The sequence below is a fragment of the Paenibacillus sp. J22P51 genome, from assembly GCF_059692215.1.
Genome location: NZ_JCAUAZ010000003.1, coordinates 339,752 through 355,687, shown reverse-complemented (window position 1 = coordinate 355,687; position 15,936 = coordinate 339,752). Strand labels below are relative to the sequence as shown.

The 15,936-nt window shown below is 44.5% G+C and carries 16 protein-coding genes; 4 read left to right on the top strand and 12 right to left on the bottom strand.

Annotated features, from left to right (window positions below):
• From AC58QC_RS09805 to AC58QC_RS09790, 4 genes are all read right to left on the bottom strand, one after another.
• On the bottom strand, window positions 1-450 hold the full coding sequence (locus AC58QC_RS09805; protein ID WP_497414980.1) for a YlbF/YmcA family competence regulator: 450 nt from the start codon (window positions 448-450) through the stop codon (window positions 1-3).
• A gap of 52 nt (window positions 451-502) precedes the next feature.
• A complete protein-coding gene (locus AC58QC_RS09800) occupies window positions 503-2,557 on the bottom strand; it encodes a helicase-associated domain-containing protein (RefSeq protein ID WP_497414979.1) in 2,055 nt (684 codons plus the stop codon).
• A gap of 13 nt (window positions 2,558-2,570) precedes the next feature.
• The gene (locus tag AC58QC_RS09795; RefSeq protein ID WP_497414978.1) at window positions 2,571-4,256 is read right to left on the bottom strand and encodes a DNA repair helicase XPB; all 1,686 of its coding nucleotides are present in this window, start codon (window positions 4,254-4,256) and stop codon (window positions 2,571-2,573) included.
• Between the two features lie 69 nt (window positions 4,257-4,325).
• A complete protein-coding gene (locus tag AC58QC_RS09790; protein WP_497414977.1) occupies window positions 4,326-4,514 on the bottom strand; it encodes a hypothetical protein in 189 nt (62 codons plus the stop codon).
• A gap of 117 nt (window positions 4,515-4,631) precedes the next feature.
• Between AC58QC_RS09790 and AC58QC_RS09785 the strand changes: the two genes are divergently transcribed.
• The gene (locus AC58QC_RS09785) at window positions 4,632-5,558 is read left to right on the top strand and encodes a LysR family transcriptional regulator (RefSeq protein ID WP_497414976.1); all 927 of its coding nucleotides are present in this window, start codon (window positions 4,632-4,634) and stop codon (window positions 5,556-5,558) included.
• Here the strand turns inward: AC58QC_RS09785 and AC58QC_RS09780 are convergent.
• The 5 genes from AC58QC_RS09780 to AC58QC_RS09760 form a co-directional block, all read right to left on the bottom strand.
• Window positions 5,503-6,576, bottom strand: coding sequence for a Gfo/Idh/MocA family protein (locus AC58QC_RS09780; protein ID WP_497414975.1), 1,074 nt, complete (start codon window positions 6,574-6,576; stop codon window positions 5,503-5,505). The two genes, AC58QC_RS09785 and AC58QC_RS09780, sit on opposite strands and share 56 nt — an antisense overlap.
• A 23-nt stretch (window positions 6,577-6,599) precedes the next feature.
• On the bottom strand, window positions 6,600-7,751 hold the full coding sequence (locus AC58QC_RS09775) for a Gfo/Idh/MocA family protein (RefSeq protein WP_497414974.1): 1,152 nt from the start codon (window positions 7,749-7,751) through the stop codon (window positions 6,600-6,602).
• Between the two features lie 135 nt (window positions 7,752-7,886).
• Window positions 7,887-9,992, bottom strand: coding sequence for a PAS domain S-box protein (locus AC58QC_RS09770; protein WP_497414973.1), 2,106 nt, complete (start codon window positions 9,990-9,992; stop codon window positions 7,887-7,889).
• 140 nt (window positions 9,993-10,132) lie between these two features.
• Complete coding sequence (locus AC58QC_RS09765; protein WP_497415169.1) at window positions 10,133-10,546, bottom strand: CBS domain-containing protein; 414 nt, start codon at window positions 10,544-10,546, stop codon at window positions 10,133-10,135.
• Window positions 10,547-10,649: 103 nt separating this feature from the next.
• Window positions 10,650-11,819, bottom strand: coding sequence for a M20 family metallopeptidase (locus AC58QC_RS09760; RefSeq protein WP_497414972.1), 1,170 nt, complete (start codon window positions 11,817-11,819; stop codon window positions 10,650-10,652).
• Window positions 11,820-12,024: 205 nt separating this feature from the next.
• Here AC58QC_RS09760 and AC58QC_RS09755 point away from each other — a divergent pair, with 205 nt between their 5' ends.
• Complete coding sequence (locus tag AC58QC_RS09755) at window positions 12,025-12,372, top strand: YugN family protein (RefSeq protein ID WP_497414971.1); 348 nt, start codon at window positions 12,025-12,027, stop codon at window positions 12,370-12,372.
• A 13-nt stretch (window positions 12,373-12,385) separates the two neighbouring features.
• Entirely contained in the window at window positions 12,386-13,564 is a 1,179-nt protein-coding gene (gene ftsW, locus AC58QC_RS09750) for a putative lipid II flippase FtsW (RefSeq protein ID WP_497414970.1), read from the top strand.
• A gap of 31 nt (window positions 13,565-13,595) precedes the next feature.
• Here ftsW and AC58QC_RS09745 read toward each other — a convergent pair whose 3' ends face one another.
• A complete protein-coding gene (locus AC58QC_RS09745; protein WP_057314793.1) occupies window positions 13,596-13,973 on the bottom strand; it encodes an Asp23/Gls24 family envelope stress response protein in 378 nt (125 codons plus the stop codon).
• Between the two features lie 161 nt (window positions 13,974-14,134).
• Here AC58QC_RS09745 and cax point away from each other — a divergent pair, with 161 nt between their 5' ends.
• Window positions 14,135-15,181, top strand: a complete 1,047-nt coding sequence (cax, locus tag AC58QC_RS09740) for a calcium/proton exchanger (protein ID WP_497414969.1) — start codon at window positions 14,135-14,137, stop codon at window positions 15,179-15,181.
• Between the two features lie 38 nt (window positions 15,182-15,219).
• On the opposite strand, the gene AC58QC_RS09735 is transcribed toward cax, so the two are convergent.
• Together AC58QC_RS09735 and AC58QC_RS09730 are read right to left on the bottom strand one after the other, a co-directional pair.
• Window positions 15,220-15,507 (bottom strand): Fpa/YlaN family protein, encoded by a 288-nt coding sequence (locus tag AC58QC_RS09735; RefSeq protein ID WP_497414968.1) that lies wholly within the window; start codon window positions 15,505-15,507, stop codon window positions 15,220-15,222.
• Window positions 15,508-15,630: 123 nt separating this feature from the next.
• Window positions 15,631-15,879, bottom strand: a complete 249-nt coding sequence (locus AC58QC_RS09730) for an HPr family phosphocarrier protein (protein ID WP_497255362.1) — start codon at window positions 15,877-15,879, stop codon at window positions 15,631-15,633.
• Window positions 15,880-15,936 lie beyond the last annotated feature (57 nt).

Here is a 15,936-nt window from a genome sequence, read left to right as displayed (position 1 = left end):
TTAACCGCAGTTCCCGCTGCAGCTTCCACCGGAGCTGCAGCCTTTGCCGGTTGGCAAGGGATTGTTGCTTGGCACTTTAATTGAATCCGATACCGCATGAGCAATCGTCGTTGAGACGGTGAACAACAAGTCGTCCAAGCGATCCTCAGCTTCTTTATACTTGCGAACCGCCTCGACTGCAAGCAGCTTCTCTTGCACTTCATTCACTGCCGCTAACGCATCATGATAACTTGGATGGTAATGTCCGAAACGCTCGCATTCCTCAAAGGCATCTTTCTTCCTAGCAAACACAGCTTGCAAATCTTTAACTTCCTTGCTGTTCTCAACCGCAGTCTTCCAATATAAATAATCTGCAACTTCCGCAGAAGAATTAATCATGTCACCCATGTCGTAGGCCTGCATAAGGATAGCCGACATATCCAGTGTTTCTGTTTCCATTGTTTGTAACATTACGACAACCCCCATCCTTCCTCTCGAAAAAGTCTATAACACTTCTATCATATCACAGTTCGCCAAGAGTTTCTTCCTTTTCTCGCACACACCCATCGTTGATTCCTGGTAAAATGAGCTTCATCTCATTCCAGTCCTCGCTTGACCATGAAATCTCCTGATATTCTTCCCAGCCTTCCAGAATCCAACCTGCCCGATCCTCTCGCAGCATCCGCGGAATAATCAAACAGTCGCGGCCTTCTTTCCGCAGCTGCAGTACACTTTTCCACTCGATGGCTTTGCGAATCATATCTTTGCGTGTGGAGGCATGATAGTCTCGGAACTCCTTAAGCCAACTCATAGGGATTTGCTGCATATCCGGATATATATCGGCTAGTTGCGGAAGATGCGGATCAATTTCATAGAGCTGAATCGTGTCTCTGGAGTAACAAAGGCCTATGACTGCCTCATTTATGCGCTCCCCTTCCCCTTCCACAGGCGTGTTTGATGGGAGACTGCGCTTGGGATGGAAGCCCATCGTTTCCAAGCATTTCGTCAAATGTTTCACATGCTCACGAGAAATAATAAAATTGGATTCGCCAATGCGATCCCCGAGCAAGCTACGGCACTTCTCATTTCGAAGCAGAGCTTCGGCAACATCAATAGATTGACAGCGAAGCAGTGTTACATCCTCTACATAGAGCTTGTCCTTCTGATTCTCCCACTGCTGTAAGGTAATGACGACTTGTTCTGGAACTTCATAATAAGCATTCGCTTGGAGAAGGTGAATCACGTCCGCGCTCTTCAGTTCATGATCTAACGCGCGTTGAAAGCTTTCCTTGGTCAAACGATAGGTTCGAACGAGATCAGCGTTCTGGAGGTCAGCAAACGCCGCAATATGCCACTCAAGAAGAAGAGTAGCATCAGGAGGAAGCAGCAACTCGAAATCTGGCTGAACGTAGAGTGAAGGCGTGGTTTCGAGCTGCGACTCATTATGAGAGTTCGCCCTCGCAACCACATTAGGAGGCAGAGGATTGATTAGCCATCTGAACCAGAGCTGATCTTCTTGATCTTTGGCTAACTCGAGAAAACGAAACGCAGTCAACGGCTTGACCCATGCTGTAATCAATTCCTGTCGAAGATCCGCCTCATCCATCGATTTACAGACGATCGAACAGCTGGATCGGATAGCTTGGGTCAACTCATGTAGGTTATACCATTGAGAAACAGCGCCCCTCTCCATGAACGAGATTCCATGCTCTAACCAAACTGGCGCTGGTATTAAAGCCTGTCGCCAAATGCGATACAGCTGAGTTTGCTGGTGTTCATAGGAGCCTTGGAGCCACTCATGAAAGTGTCGATGATTGATTAGGAGGCTGATGCTTGCTTCATTTTTATAAAGAAAGCCCATCCGCAAGGCCATTTCAAGCATTAACGCGGCAGGTTCATCATACACGTCAGTAAATGCGTAAGTAAGTCCTGACATCGTGATAATTCTTCTCGGCAGGCTCACATGTTCAGTAAGCTTCTGTAGTTGCTTTTTATGTAAGGTTCCTTTATTCGTAAGGGAAAGCGCAGGCTGCTGCGAACAGTTTACCATAAAATGAAACAATTGCTGTGCCAGTCCTCTGGGATTCACTTGGATGTCTTCATCCCAATCTAAGTAGCGCTCGCCAATGACCTCTGTTCCCACAAATTCGAGTTGGCTTTCTGGTTCCCTCATGGGGTTCAGTTCGAAAGGAAATAATAAGCTCTGCCAACCGGCAAAAGCATCTTCAGGTAACATAAATAACTGTTCCCCCCATGATTTGCGGAAAGCAACAATGATGCCGTATCGACGAAGTCCCCATAGACCCAAGCTAACTTGAGCGCCTGCCATTTGGAGCGTCGCTTCCTTCTCCAATCGCTCGCCAGTAAAAGAAAGGCAGCCAAATGTTGACATCACAAGTCGTAACGTACGCCTCTCATCTGAAGAAAGCTCCTTATAGAGTTCGATTAGGTGATGAGGTCGCGTGAGCACCTCTCCTAATGACTCCCTAGTCGTACGAAATGCAGAGCACCAGGGTTGTCTTAGAATAAGCTCCTTTAACGAAAGCGGCATTTTCCTTTCCACCTGTTCGTACTTCATAACATATCTCCCCTCATCTTGCCGCTTGATTCCAGCTTGTTATCTCATACTGATAGCCTTGTTCAACGAGAAATAATTGCCTCTTCATCGCAAAATCCTGTTCCTTCGTGTCTGAGCTGACGAGAGAATAAAAGACGGCTACGTTTTCGCCATTTCTCTTCGGACGGAGTATACGCCCTAGTCGCTGCGCTTCTTCTTGCCTGGAACCATAGCTGCCCGAGACCTGAATGGCGATAGCAGCATCCGGTAGATCCACAGCGAAGTTCGCTACCTTAGACACGATAAGCAGTGGCAGCTGCCCCTTTTTGAACCGCTCATACAGCTCCTCACGACGTTCATGTGGGATGCTGCCACATATCATGGGTGCACCTGTGTGGGCTGCAATCTGTTCCAGCTGATCAATATACTGGCCGATAATTAGCGTTGGCTCATCCGGATGAAGCTTCAATAAATGATCAATAACCTCCAGCTTCGCGACATTCTCCCCTGCAATTCGGAATTGATGCCTAGAGCTTGAAGCACTGTAACGATCACGATCCTGCATAGACAGAGGAACGCGCACTTCTTGGCAAGTAACCTTGGCGAGCCATCCCATCGTTTCAAGTTGCTTCCAAGCCATGTCATATTTCTTGGGCCCGACTAAGGAGAAAACATCGCCTTCTAGTCCATCTTCTCTAATCAGCGTTGCTGTTAAACCTAGCCTGCGTGTAGCTTGTATCTCAGCAGTCGCACGGAAAACAGGTGCGGGCAGCAGGTGAACCTCATCATAGATGATGAGGCCCCATTCCCTCTCGCTAAATATCCGCAAATGCGAGAACTCGGCCTCCTTGTTCCCACGGTGAGTTAGAATTTGATAAGTGGCAATAGTGATGGGCCTAATCTCCTTCGTGGTGCCATTATACTCACCTACCTGATCACTCGTTAGGCCCGTTTTGTTCAGTATTTCGCGCTTCCACTGCTTCACTGAGGTAACGTTGGAGGTAAGGATCAATGTCGCACAGCTTGCTTTCGCCATAGCGGCAATACCTACTACCGTCTTTCCCGCTCCGCAAGGAAGCACAAGTACACCGCTCCCGCCGTGACCTACCTGCTGAAAAGCATCTACCGCTTGCTTTTGATAATCACGCAATTGGAACGGTTCTTCCGACTCGTCTTCCTCTCGCCATGGAATCTTCAGAAATTCGCCGCTGCGGTACGACGCCAAATCCTCTACCGGATAGCCCAGCTTCATTAATTCTTGCTTCAGAATCCCGCGGTAACTCGGTGATATAGCAATAGCCCGTTCACCACGGGTGTCCTTGAGATATTTTTGTAAAGAATCATAGGCACAAATTTCTTTAAATACGACGGTATCCTCACTTACCAAGAAGAGCTCACTCCCCACATGCAGCATGCGCAGGAGCCCATATCTATTCGTGTATTTACGAATTAAGTTAAGCACTGCAGGAGGAACACCGAATTTAGCATATTGCTGCAAGCACGCTGTCATTTCATTCAGTGCCATACCTGCCGCGGCAGCATTCCATAAGGATAGCGGTGTAATCCGATACGTATGAAGATGCTCTGGGCTTTTGACCAAATCAGCGAATCGAGCCAGCTTACCCTGGAGCATCTCAAATTCAGGATGATGCGTTTCGAGAAGGATCGATAAATCACTCTGAATAATCAGAGGTCTTGCTGGATCATATGTCAATCGCATACTCCCTCCTTTTTCCTTAGTATGAAGGGAAAGTACTTGATTTAAACATTGTCTCCATGCTAACGTATCTCAAAAGAGTTCACGTAGGGAGATATAACCAATAACCAGCACGACACCTAGTGGTAACCAGCGAACAACTTTGTGCGTATGCAGTCCCTTAATATCCACTTTCTCGTACCAATGTGCTTTCCTCGAGCGCGCTTCAACTTCTTTCACGTGAGCCTCGTATTTTTTATCTATCTCGTATAAGTTCCACATGGTAATTCCCCCCATCCTTTGGTTGGAATTGATTTTAACATGGCAGGAAGTACCAGAGTTATCTATAATAAATGATCGGTTCGATCGAAAATAGTGATGATTGAGGAGTGCATGCCTATGGATCTTACGTTATACAAAACACTGCTTGAAGTAGCCAAATGGCAAAACTTTACGAAAGCTTCGGAAAAATTGGGCTATGCCCAGTCCAGTGTGACCTCACAGATTCAAAAACTGGAGATCGAATACGGGGTCGAAATCTTTGAACGCATCGATAAAAAGATGAGACCGACGCCTGCGGGGGAAATTCTACTTCGTTATGCTGCGAAGATATTGAAGCTATATGAGGAATCCAAAATCAATGTGGCCGGCCAAACGACAGGAAGCTTCATGATCGGCACGCACGAAACAACACTCTTCTCCTATATGCTGCCTCCGTTCCTCGGAGCTTTCAAAAAGTGCTTTCCAAACATTACGATCACCATAAATGAATTATTGGAAAATGATACGTCACGCGCGCTGAAGGCAGGCGAATGCGATTTAGGATTCATCGTCGATAAGGAACTTAGCGATCCTGATTTAATATTTAGGACGATCCAAGAAGAGGAATTTGTGATTGTAGCGGCACCTGATCATCACTTAGCAGTGAAAACTGCGATCGTCGCGGAGGATCTCAATGGCTCTGAAATCCTGATGTCCATCTCAGGCGGACGTTGCCGGAAGCTATTCGAAACGATGCTGCGCAAGCACAATGTGCAATACACAATCACATATGAGATCAATAACTATGAAACGATCAAAAAATGCGCCATGCACGGGCTTGGTCTTTGCTTACTACCGAGAACAACGGTGACGACGGAAATACAAAACGGGCAGCTAGCGATTTTACCGCTAAACTACCCGAGTTTTAAATTGAATGTGCAATTATGCTATCATGCTAAACGGCAATTATCCGTCCCATTAAAAAACTTCATTCAACTGATGTGTGAAACTACTCCACACGAACGGCTTTCGTTTGGGCAAGTAAACACAATTCAGCCGCTTTGAACGTATGAGCTTGTGTCATGGCATTTTCCGTACGATGAATACAATCCAAGATCAACTGACCGAAGAATGGAAAGCCTACTTGTCCATGCAGACTGTAGTGCTTTTCTCCTTGTTGGTTGACAAGGTAAAGCTGATCCCCTTGCGGATCTCGAGCAATATCAATATATTTACGCAGCTCGATATACCCCTCGGTTCCAAGAATCAATGTACGTCCATCCCCCCATGTCCCCAAGCCGTTTGGTGTCAGCCAGTCTACACGGAAATAATTCGTTGCTCCATTGTCCCCAATAAGTGTGGCATCGCCGAAATCCTCAAGCTCCGGATAATCCTTCGCATGATAATTCGCCACCTTACTACTAGCCACTGTCGCATCCTTACAGCCCGAATAAAAGAGGAATTGCTCGATTTGATGAGAGCCGATATCGCACAGAATACCACCGTATTTATCTTTCTCAAAAAACCAATCTGGACGACTTGATGCATTCAAACGGTGAGGTCCTAGACCAATGACTTGAACAACGCGTCCAATTGCGCCCTCTTCAATCAATTGACCAGCGAAAACAGCACTTTCCACATGTAGTCGCTCACTGAAGTACACAGCATATTTACGTCCTGTTGCGAGTACTGCAGCCTTCGCATCAGCAAGCTGGTCTAAGGAAGTGAACGGGGTTTTATCTGTAAAATAGTCTTTGCCATGCTCCATCGCGCGAATGCCTAACGGGCCACGCTCAGAAGGTACAGCAGCGGCAGCAATTAGCTTCACTTCTGGGTCGTGAAAGATTTCCTCTTCAGAAGCAGCCACCTGAACTTGAGGAAACTTTTCTACAAATGCCGCTACTTTCGCAGGATCTTTATCATACACCCATTTCAGTTCAGCGCCTGCTTCCAGAAGTCCGTTACTCATGCCATAAATATGGCCATGATCCAGCGCGATGACCGCGAAGGTAAACTCCCCTTTTTGAACAACAAGGTTCGGTTTCCCTTTCGGAGCATAATTCATGCCATCATTCTTTTGCATATCGAATTTCCCCCATCATCTTCTTAGACATCAAGTGTTTTAAAGGAGCCAGCCTCTTTATTCGTTTTGGAGTTTTTGATTTTCTCTTGCAAATGCTGCTCAAACAGATCCTCATCAATCGGCAAATCAACCCAGTTGTCTGTGAACGTCGAGAGCATAATCGCATTGGAAATCATCAAACCTTTAATGCCTTCTGCTCCTGGTGCGATCAATGGCGTACCATGCAGGATGGCATCAACAAAGTTCTGTGTGATCCCCATGTGGCCTGTTTCTGTACCTTCAACTGGAATTTCACATTTCCAGCATTCAGGTTGACCGAAGCCGCCTTTGTACGTTTCATTGAATTCTCTTTCCGATACACGTAAACGCCAGAAGGTCAATTTACCGTCTTCAATGACAATCTTGCCACGGTCGCCTGACAATTCGAAACGGTTCGTTCCGGGAGCTTCGCCTGTCGTAGTCACGAACAGACCTGTCGCGCCATTTTCATACTCAACAAATGCAGTTACATCATCTTCGACCTCGATATTGCGGTGTTTACCGAAATAACAGAATGCGCGAACACGCTTCGGCATCATATCGATCGTCCACTGCCATAGGTCTAATTGATGCGGGTCCTGATTAATGAGTACGCCGCCGCCTTCACCAGCCCATGTTGCACGCCAGCCGCCTGAATCGTAATAGCTTTGGGATCTATACCAGTTTGTAATAATCCAGTTAGTTCTGCGAATTTCACCAAGCTCGCCAGAAGAAACTAAATCCTTTAATTTCTTATATAAAGGATTTGTACGTTGGTTGTACATCATACTGAATACTTTACCTGAAGCTGCAGCAGCTTCGTTCATTTGACGCACTTGCTTTGTATACACACCCGCCGGTTTCTCACAAATAACATGTAAGCCTGCTTGGAATGCACGTACAGCTGTTTCAGGGTGATCATAGTGAGGTGTTGCGATCAAAACCCCATCAATCAATCCAGAAGCTAGAAAATCGTCAAGATTGTCAAATAATTGGACACCTTCACCTAAATTTTCTTTTGCCCACTCTAGGCGATCTGCTCGTGGTTCACAAATAGCGGTAAGTACGCCGCCCTTCACTTCATTTTTCACCAAATATTTGGCATGTCCGGTTCCCATGTTCCCCAGACCAACGATACCAATCCTTACTTTCTCCACTGTACGTCACCTTTTTCTTGTCAGATTCACAATTATTAAGCACGTTTTCACTTTAGCATATTTACGGAAAGGCATCTTGTCGCAGATTGACTACCTTATTGCGAACTTTGACAGTTACACCTCAGTGGGACAAGTTTACTGAACAAAAGCTGGTAATTGTATGTTTACCGTTGTTCCGACTCCAAGCTTACTTTGATAGCGGATAAAACCATGATGCTCCTCAATGATCGTAAAGCTCACCATCATGCCGAGGCCCGTCCCTTTTTCCTTCGTCGTATAGAAAGGCTCGCCAATTCGCGGCAGTCTATCCTCCGAGATGCCTTGACCCTGATCGACAAACTCCAATACGACGTCATTACCTTGCATTCGTGCTGTAATGATCAAAGTACCGCCAGAAGGCATTGCTTCGATCGCATTTTTAATGACATTCACAAAAACTTGCTTTATTTGATTGCGCTCACATTTGACCGCCGGAAGAATCGTTTTGGCATTTAACATAATCTCAACATTGTTCATGATCGCTTCCGTATTTAATAATTGAATCACTTCTTCAAGAATCGCTAATGGGCCGTGAGGCATGTAGGCAACAGCTTGCGGCTTCGCGAGGATCAGCAGCTCACCTAGAATCAGCTCAATGCGATTAAACTCTTCTTGCATAATGTGATAATAGCGCAGTTTACTCTCTTCGTTCGCATAGCACATCAGTTTCACAAAGCCCTTCAGCGCTGTCAGCGGATTGCGAATCTCATGTGCTATGCCAGCCGCCAATTGGCCAGCAACATGCAATTTCTCCGTTTTACGGAGCAGCTCTTCCGTCTGTTTCTGGACCGTGATATCCTGGACTGTACCGAATAAACAGAGGGCTCTTCCCCACTCGTCATACGAAGTTCTTGCTAAGGTATGCAATATTCGTACATCCTCTCTAACCACAACCCTATAGACGAGATCCAATGATCCTTCATGAAGAGCATTTTTAATAGCTGCCTTCGTTATAGACAGGTCATCTGGGTGAATACTTTCAAGAAGGGCTTCAATAGGCAACTGTTGAACAGCATCTTTGCAACCAAATAATGCAGTCATTTCGTCGGATAAATACACCACATTATGAATTACATCCCACTCATAATGCCCCAAGCCTGCAATTTCTTGCGCAATTTCCAATTTCGCTTTACTTTGGATAAGTTCACTTTCGATTTGCTTGTGAATGGTTATATCATGAACAAGTCCACGAACTGCCATTCGACCACCCTCTAAACCGACACGTTCGATTTGGGTACGTAAATGACGAACTTCCCCATCTTGACGTGTAATTCTATATTCTATATCTGACATACCACACAGTATGGCCTGTTTAAAAGCAAGCGCTACTTTCTCACGATCATCAAGTAGGATTAACTCAATCATTTTACTCAAATCTATCCTTAAACCCGGTTGAAAACCATGTATCCGGAACATTTCATCCGACCATGTGATCTCATCCTCTTCTAAATCTCGTTCGAAGCTGCCAAATTGACCTAAACGCTGTGCCTGAATGAAACGTTCTTCAACGATCTTTCGTTCGGAAATATCTCGCCAAATCCCTAATTTCTGACTGCGTTTACCCTGTTCGTCCAACAACCATTTGAATTTGTTTTCGAACCATACATACCATCCCTTCTTGTGAAGGAATCGACAGGTTATTGTTCCTTGGTCATTCGTCGCATACCCATTTTCTATCTTGAAAATTTTCTTCAGCCCATCGATATCCTCGGGATGGCAAAAAGCCAACACATTAGCTCCGTACATATCCTCTAGTTCATATCCAAGAAGGCTTTTAATCGAAGGAGAAACATAAAGTAGAGTGCCATCCTCAGCTGTCAATGTAATGAGATCTTGTACATAGTCTGTATATTTTTGATATAGATCATTTTCAATGGCGGAATGATTCGTAATCATCTCTGTTTTACGGATAATAACATGTAAGTTGTCACCAACAGGATAGGCATTTACATGAATCCATTGGTTTGAAGGCTTCACATATTCCTTAAAAGCAATTTCTTTCCCATTTCTCCGAGCTTCATGAAAATGACTATAAGTTGCATGTCTAATCGTAGCGGGAAACTCGGTCCAAGCCATTTTACCAAGAAGTTCTTCAGGTGATCGATTTAATACACTTGCGCCATAATCGTTTGCGTATATAAAATGCCAGTTTGAATCTAGAATGATAAAACCAATGGAAGCGTTGTCTTCAAACTTGTTCATCTTTTCTATACGGACCCCCTTCACCCAATTCGTTTCTTATTATCGCTTACTTGGATACACCTCGTAAAGAGAAATTAGCGAAAAAAAAGCAGCTTCCCTCAGAATTGGGAAAAGCTGCTATAGAACCAAGATAAGCTTGCTTAATGACTACCTACTGGTGTGCGTTCTTGCGAAATTCGGCTTAGCGCTTCGCCAGCCTCGTCTTCAAAACTGCCTCTAACAGCCAAATCACCAATAGCTACAATACCAACAAGCTCACCATTTTCGATAACCGGCAACCGCCTGATTTGATTTTGTGCCATGATTTTTGCGGCTTCTTCAACAGATGTATTGGGATCAACTGTGATCATATTTTTCGTCATAACGGTTTCCACAGCCGTTGACCCTGAATGTTTTTCCGCATAGCCTCGAACAACTAGATCCCGGTCTGTTACTCCGCCTATGAACTTATTCCCATCGAGTACCCCAACAAACCCAATATCGTGCTGCTTCATCTTCAAGGCAATCTCGAACACATTATCCAGCAGGGTAACCGTCACGCAATCTTTACTCATGATTTCCTTTACTTTCTTGTCTGGCAATTTCATCATCCTCCTTGATGTCATGTATTGCAACAAATTACTGCTACATTAGCATTCACCAAAGTTCCGAGGGCATTCATGCCATATAATCCAAGGCCATAGACAGCAGCAAATTCGCCGCGTTTAGCATGGATTTTTCATCAATGTCGAACTTCGGATGATGATGAGGATATATAATGCCAGCTTCAACATTACCAGCACCTACAAACATGAAGCATCCTGGCTTCTCTTGCAAATAATAGGAAAAGTCTTCTCCGGCCATAATAAGTGGAGATTCATGTACGTTCTCTTCACCAAACATGGCTGCACCTACTTGAAAGAAACGAGCTGCTTCATTGGGATCATTGATAACCGTTGGATAACCGAGCTTATAATCCAGCTCATACGTTGCTTGAGACATCTCACAAGTTGCCTGCACAATTCTCTCAATCCGCGATCTCACATCTTGTCTTAACTCAGGATTGAAGGTACGTACGGTACCATTGAGTACACTTGTTTCAGCAATCACATTAAAGCTAGTGCCGCCATGGAAGGAGCCAATGCTAACGACACAAGGTTCTACAGGGTCTACTTGTCGGCTTACAATGGATTGCATGTTAACGACTAATTGTGAAGCAACATATACACTATCGATCGTTTGGTGAGGTAAACCGCCATGGCCACCTTTCCCTTGTACCCGGATGGTAAATTCATCTGGCGCGGCCATGAAAGCCCCTGATCGCGTGTAGACATGTCCAACAGGGAACGGCGTCCATAAATGAACGCCGAACACTGCGTCTACGCCATCCAGGGCTCCAGCTTTAATCATCGAGTCAGCGCCGCCAGGAGAAATCTCTTCTGCATGCTGGAACAGAAAGACCAAATTCCCTTTAAGTTCTGCCCGATGCATGCTAGCTACCTTAGCAATTCCGAGCAAAGTTGATGTATGTGCATCATGTCCACAGGCATGCATAATCCCGTTCTTCGTTGATGTATAGTCACAGTTCTTCTCATCCTGAATCGGAAGTGCGTCCATGTCAGCACGAAGAGCAACTGTCGGTCCCTCGCCGCTGCCGCGAAGCAAACCGACAACACCGTTCCCGCCTACGCCTGTACGCACTTCAATGTCCCAGCTAAGCAGATGTTTAGTTACAAACTCTGCCGTCTGATACTCATGGTAGGAGAGCTCAGGATTCCGATGCAAATAACGTCTCCAGCCCACCATTTCTTCATATATCGCTTGGAGATCTTCGTGAAATTGATTCATAAGATACATCCACCTCCCGTTCTTGATCACTTACTTTTATCTAAAAATGATCTCTTGAAACCTATTCTATCAAATATCAATCCTGGTTTCATCTTTAAAGTGCCATCAAATATTAGAATTTACACACGCCAATCGACTTGCAGAACCCTTAGAAACATACTATCATGAGAAAAGAATGCATACGTACAATATGGAGGCGTTAAAATTGATTATTGAAGCAACTGGCTTAAAAGGCCTAAAAAGCGATTTGGCTCACTTGGACGAAGTAACAACTAAACTTGGTTTCGTTCGCTGGCAATGGGAATACACTCGTGCTACTTACGATTTCAAAATGGAAGATAAAGCAAGCAAAGCTGTCTACTTCTTGCGCGTAAACGCACGTGTAGAAACTGGCAAGCTAGAATCTCCTTATGCCGTATTATATCTAGAAGAAGCTTACATAGGCAAAGAAACGTTCCCTCATGGCTTGGATTACAATTCAGCAATCCCTGAGAACGTGCTCAAAATCTCCAAACAAAAATTAGACCAACTGCAACAATTATTAGCAGACTAGGCGAGGAATCAGCATGAATCCCCCTCGAAGAGGAACACCGGATTTTCTGCTGCTCTTACTAACCTTTGTATTGGTCTGTTTTGGTTTAGTTATGGTGTTCAGCGCAAGCTCAATGACAAGTGCCTATCGATGGGATGACCCTTGGTTCTTCACAAGAAAGCAAATAGTTGCTGTCGGCATCGGTACGATTGGTATGTTATTTTGCATGAATGTCCATTACACGAAATTAAAAAAACTCGTCATCCCTGCTTTTTTCTTCATTGTGATCGGGTTAGTTTTTGTCGTATTCACGAGTAAAGCGAATGGCGCGAGCAGTTGGTACTCACTGGGAAGATACGGGATACAACCAACCGAGTTTGCCAAGTTGATTGTCATTCTTTATCTAGCCTCTTTGATCAGCAATAAAGAAGAGAAATTCAGGAGCTTTAGTAAGGGATTATTCCCTGCCATCGTGATCGTTGGATTTGTGTGCGGCTTGATCCTCTTACAGCCTGATTTCGGTTCCTGTATGATTCTCTTGACGTGTTCAGCCATTGTTATTGTGGTTGGTGGCTCCAACCTCAAACATATTTTTTATCTAGGTACTATTCTGACGGTAGTCCTTGGAATAGCTGTTCTATTGTACTTGGTATTAGGCAATACCGACTCTAACTTTAGGATTGATCGAATAACTTCGTTTATGGATCCTTTCGCTGATCCACAAGGATCAGGCTTGCAAGTTGTGCAATCCTTGTATGCCTTCGGACACGGCGGATTAACAGGCGCCGGATTCGGACAAGGTATTCAGAAGCTTCATTATTTACCGGAAGCACATAACGATTTCATCTTTGCTATTATCGGTGAGGAGCTCGGATTTATTGGCAGCTCTTTATTCCTTCTCGTCTATCTCGTTTTCATTTGGCGCGGTATCCTAATTGCAGTCCGCTGTCCAGACTTGTTTGGGATGTTAGCCGGTGTTGGCATTATGGTTATGTTCGCCATTCAAGCCTTTATTAATATCGGCGGTGTTACAAATACCATACCACTGACAGGTGTAACACTCCCCTTCATCTCAGCGGGTGGCTCCTCTATGATGGTTTCCCTGATCAGTATGGGGGTCATCCTTGGGATTTCTCGGGAACAATCGTTCAAAGAAATTCCAGCTGCGCAAAAATCGCAGAAAACACATAAAAAAAGACCCTTATCGACATGATATCGTCGATCGGGTCTTTTTTTTGTGGCACTCATTTGACACGGAGCTGATCTTCCGTTTCTTCTTCCGTAAATGCGACACCTTCCACTTTCACATTCACTTCAACAACATTTAAACCTGTCATATTTTCAACAGCTTCCCGAACGTTCTCTTGGAGATCCCTGCATACATCTTGGATTCGGGAACCATATTTAACGATCACTCGTAAATCGATCGCAGCTTCAACTTGTCCTACCTCAACAGAGACGCCGCGTTGCACATTTTTACCGCTTAGACGCTTCGCTAAGCCTTCAGAGATACCACCTGACATGCCCGCTATGCCTGCTGTTTCCAAGGCTGCAAGCCCTGCAATTGTCGATACTACGTCATCAGAAATTCGAATTAAGCCAGTTTGATTGTCTTCGGACATACGGATCACTCCCTAAACTTGGTATAAATCTATTGTAATAAGAACAAAAGCTTAAAGCAAGAACTGCCTGCTCGTTTCCATTTTAATTTACTTTGGTAAACAAAGTAGGTATATTATAAGAAGTTAAAAAGTTCCAATATTTTAGATTCGGAGGGTTCCCATTGAAAGGTAAATTGTTCTACATAGGGTTGCTCGTTTCTTTCATAGCAGCCGGTATCGCACATTACATGCACCTTGATACAACGTTGCAATTCGTAATCGCTTGTGTCGCCATCGTTTTCGTGGCTGGGTTCTTAGGAAAAGCTACCGAAAGCGTAGCACATTATGCGGGAGATCGCATGGGTGGCTTCCTCAATGCGACATTTGGTAACGCAGCCGAGCTCATCATTGCTTTCTTCTTAGTCCGAGACGGACTGTTTGAAGTAGTCAAAGCCAGTCTTACTGGTGCGATCATCGGGAATTTGTTACTCGTTCTTGGTCTGAGCCTATTCGCAGGCGGTTTAAAGTTCAAAGAACAATCCTTTAATGTTAAAATGGCATCGCACAATTCTTCGTTAATGATTCTTGGTGTAGTCGCACTATTTATTCCAGCGATCTTTGCAGGTGGTTTGACAACCAAAGAAACATCGTCCATGAGTATGATCGTGGCTATTATCCTGATTGTTGCTTATCTACTTTGGCTGATATTCTCGATGATTACCCACAAAAGTGTACTTTCCGATGAAGCAATAGAACACGGTGAGGCTGCTTGGTCCAAAAGCATTTCGATTCTCTTCCTCATCGTGGCAACGGTTATGGTAGCCTTTACGAGTGAATGGTTAGTGGGAACACTGGAGGAAGTCAAGGACAAATTTGGGTTATCCGATCTATTTGTTGGAGCTTTTCTCATAGCGATTATTGGTAATGCGGCTGAGCATAGTGCCGCGGTCATGATGGCCATGAAAAATAAAATGGGCGCAGCGGTTGAAATTGCAATCGGAAGTTCATTACAAATCGCTCTATTTGTCGCCCCAGTGCTTATCCTGCTAAGTTTCTTCATAAGTGGTACGCCAATGAACATTGTCTTTACCACCTATGAAATCGCGGCAATTGGTGTCGCCGTGTTCATAACGAAGTCCATCACACAGGATGGATCAACGAACTGGTATGAAGGGCTCCTTCTCCTGTTCGTATACATCATCCTCGGTGTCGTATTCTTCCTCGTTTAATTGAATGCACTCAAAACAAAAAAAGTAACCCCTCGGGGTTACTTTTTATTGTTCAACGCTTCATACAGCTGCGCAAGATTACGTTCAAGCTTATTTAGAATTTGTTTGCCTGGCAATTCGGAGATCAGTCCCGCTCGAATGGCAAAATCAATTTCCCGCGATAGTCCGTACATTTGCGTATCTAATACCTCTTCGTATAGTGGACATTGACGTGTCGTCAAATTGCCCATCTGTACTTCGATCAGCTTTTCGATTTTATCTGCATCTTCTTGAAGAAGATTAAGCGCCTTTTGATTCATATCCAGCAATAAATCAGATGAAGACATTCCCAACTTCCCCCTATACGCAAAGTCATCCGTTCTTATATGATCTATATTAAGCGAAATTGCCGTAATATACAAGAGAAGGTACCCTCAGAGATTCTGAGAATACCTTCTCTTGTTACAAATTTAATCTTGTACGACGTTTACGCCCAAATTGTGCTTAGCGAATACTTCAGCCATAGCTGCTTTCGCTTCTTCAGCATCCGGACCATGAACATGCAAATCATAGTTGCTGGAGCTAAGTAGTGTAGTAAACAAACCAAGAATACTTTTTACATCGATATACTTATTGTCGTATTGAAGAACGATAGATGATCTGAATTTATTCGCTGTTTGGGAAATCTCAACAATTGCTGCATTATTAGCACTTGGCATATTTCATTCCTCCATTATAGTCCCATATGAGTTGGTCAACTTACTTCCTCTATGATA